Annotated in this window: 3 protein-coding genes; all 3 read right to left on the reverse strand. The window is 56.0% G+C overall.

The genetic code is table 11. The features are described 5' to 3' along the window. A partial coding sequence (locus EII11_RS10290) for a hypothetical protein (protein ID WP_165867157.1) occupies positions 1–292 on the reverse strand: 292 nt, incomplete at its 3' end. A 2-nt stretch (positions 293–294) separates the two neighbouring features. Then, positions 295–1,032 (reverse strand): hypothetical protein, encoded by a 738-nt coding sequence (locus EII11_RS10295; protein WP_124872475.1) that lies wholly within the window; start codon positions 1,030–1,032, stop codon positions 295–297. Beyond that, on the reverse strand, positions 1,025–2,640 hold a 1,616-nt coding region (locus EII11_RS10580), incomplete at its 5' end, for a DUF6571 family protein (RefSeq protein ID WP_205649292.1). The genes EII11_RS10580 and EII11_RS10295, both read right to left, overlap by 8 nt.

Genomic DNA, 2,640 nt, shown 5'->3' on the forward strand with positions numbered 1-2,640 from the left:
CTAAAAGCCCAAGAATGATCCTGCGACCACCATCAAGGTATTGCACACCATGACGCGTCCCCCTAGGGTCAGAGTAATAAGTTCCCCCGTCAGGCCCGCAGTCAGCAGCGACAGGAAGATCATTTGGACCAATGGGGGTTTGTTCTCCGCCTCCGGCTTCCTCGGCGGTAAGCAGTTCTGGGCGCGGGGTGATGGCCTCCTCAGTGGTGAGGGAAGCGCAGGCTGTGAGTGAGCCTGCACTCAACAGCAGGGTGAGTGCGAGCACGACACGAGGCAGGGGGAGATCTAGCATCGTCACTTGTCTGCTTGTTCGCTTTGGGGTGTGAGGAGTTCTTTACTGCCTTCGAGGCCGCCAAGGTAGAGGACTTTACCTGTTTGGGCGTTCCACAGGGCGCGCAGCTCTGCCTCTGAGGGCGGTTCAACGGTGGTATCGTCGATCCGGACCATGACGAGCTTACCGCCAACTAGCCCGTACGCTCGTGCTGACGAGTTGGCGTAAATGTCGTCGCGCTCTTTCGGTGAAAGGGGGAGTGGGCCGTTTCCTCGGGCGCGCCATTGCACTGATCGGAAGGCGACGATACCCTCGCCGAAATCTAAGGTTTCGATGCGCCAATCCTCATGGCCCTCAGTTCCTGTGTAGCCGTGGTAGGCCTTACCTAGACGGCAAGCATCTCCTTCCAGGTCCTGTCGCATGCCTTCGAGGTTCCTTTGAAAAGATGCTTCAAGTCCATCCCACACGCCAAGGTCCACATCACGCCTCCCCTGTGTGTAACTGACATAGTTTGGTTCTTTTTCGTAATGCAACGGCAGATTGTCGAATTTGTCAGGCCCACAAGCCGTTGCAGGACCGGGATCGTAGTCGTCAGGGTGAGCGATCGTGCCTTCTCCCACCTGGTCAGAAGACAATAGCTCGTCGCGGTAGTTGGGAAGGGGCTTCTTTTCAGTGTCTGAGCATGCGCCTAGAGCAATGCTTGACGCAAGAGCAAGAACGAGGAAGCGCCTCACAGGCGCTATGCGGGTGTGTCTAGTCATTGAAAAACTCCGTGAAGCCGTCCTTGTATGTTTGCTCGTAGTTGCCGTGTGGATCAAAATGCGTGTGGGCTAACCTGGCGATGACTCGTTGAAACTCCAGCGGGTGGGCGGTGCCATCGGGGTTTGGCAAACCGTTACGTATCCACAGATCAACCTGCGCCGGATCCAAACCAGCATCGTATGAAAACTCCATTACTTGTCCAGGATCAATGAGTCCAGCATCATAGAAGTTACCAACTATCCCAGCGTAGCGGGCCTCAAGTGCTTTTTGGCCAAGATCGTTGGCGTCCTCAATAGCATCTTGAATGTCCTTGTTCAGACTGTGTAGTGCAGCGTGTTCAACCTCTTGGAGGGTGTGTTCTGCCAAGAGGCTTGCGATGTTCCCTAGGACTGGGATCTTTGAAACAGGAATTTCACCTGCGAGTTTCTTTCCACCAGCAATCCAGGCCTGTGCTCTTTGTTTTTCATCTTGGGCGGCTGAGATATGGACTTCGCCAATTGTGTCGATAAAGAAGGACTCCAACCTCGCATCTGTTCTGAGCGCATCAGCAAGGGCGAGATCGTAGGTGGGTTTACCGTGGTGTTCTCGAAGGATGTGAGCAAAATGCGCGTCCTGGTAGGTAGACACAGCCCGGCGAAGAGAACCCATTCCCTCATCGCTCGCAACCGCAACCCTAGTTAGGATCTCAAGATCACTTCTCCTGAAAAGAGGCAGATCCTTGATCCCGTCAAGATCATGACGTGTTGGATCAGTAAGTCTGCCCGCGTATGTTCCATCGAACTTTAAGGCATCAAGTGCGTAGTCCATCGCAAGCATGTGTGTGCCGAGAATGTGGGCCAGGTGTGAGCTGGCTGTGGTGCCAACTGTTTTGGGGGTGAAGGTTTCGTCATCGTTGTCGAAGAGGAGGGGGTTGCCTGCTGAGTCCATGCCTTGGGTGCGGTTGGCCAGGTATTCGATGGTGCTGGAGGCTAGGCGTGCGCTGGATGGTTGCCCGGCGTTGTCGCCTTGGGTGATGGCAGCGTCTAGGGCTGCTAGGAGGCCATCGAAGTTGTCGTGGCCCCAGCGGCGTTTCTCCACCCAGTACTGCACGCGTTCTTCCCCACCAGTAGTGAAGAACGCGTGAGCGGCGGTGGGGTTGTTGCCTAGGGCGCTCATGTAGGAGGCGACCGGGTCAAAAGCTGCCTGGGCTTTCTCTGTGGGGAAGAGGCTGGCCATGCCTTTAGCGGCTGTGGTGGCCTGAGCCCAACTATGCCCGCTCTGAATGAAACGCTTCTCCATGTCCTCTAGCTCCTTACCCACAACAGCCAAGAAAGGAGTCGACAGCGTAGAGCCGTGCAGTAGGTAGGACAGGGCCAAGATGTCATTGCCCGGCACGGCCCCGTCAAAACGCGCAGTGTTAACGAAGTCGATCATGCTCGTGGCGTAGGCACGTGACAGAGCAGGATCAATGGAGGCCAGGTGAGGCTCACCCTTACGGAACACCTCACGCAACGCATGAGCAAAAGAGGCACCCTCCTCCCCACTACCCATGTAGGCATACCCACCAGCCAAGCCAATACGATCAATCAACCCCTCAGCCTTCAGGGCGGTCAATAGCGCGGCACTGG

This window comes from Schaalia canis (genome assembly GCF_003858455.1).
In the GTDB taxonomy this organism is placed as follows: domain Bacteria; phylum Actinomycetota; class Actinomycetes; order Actinomycetales; family Actinomycetaceae; genus Pauljensenia; species Pauljensenia canis.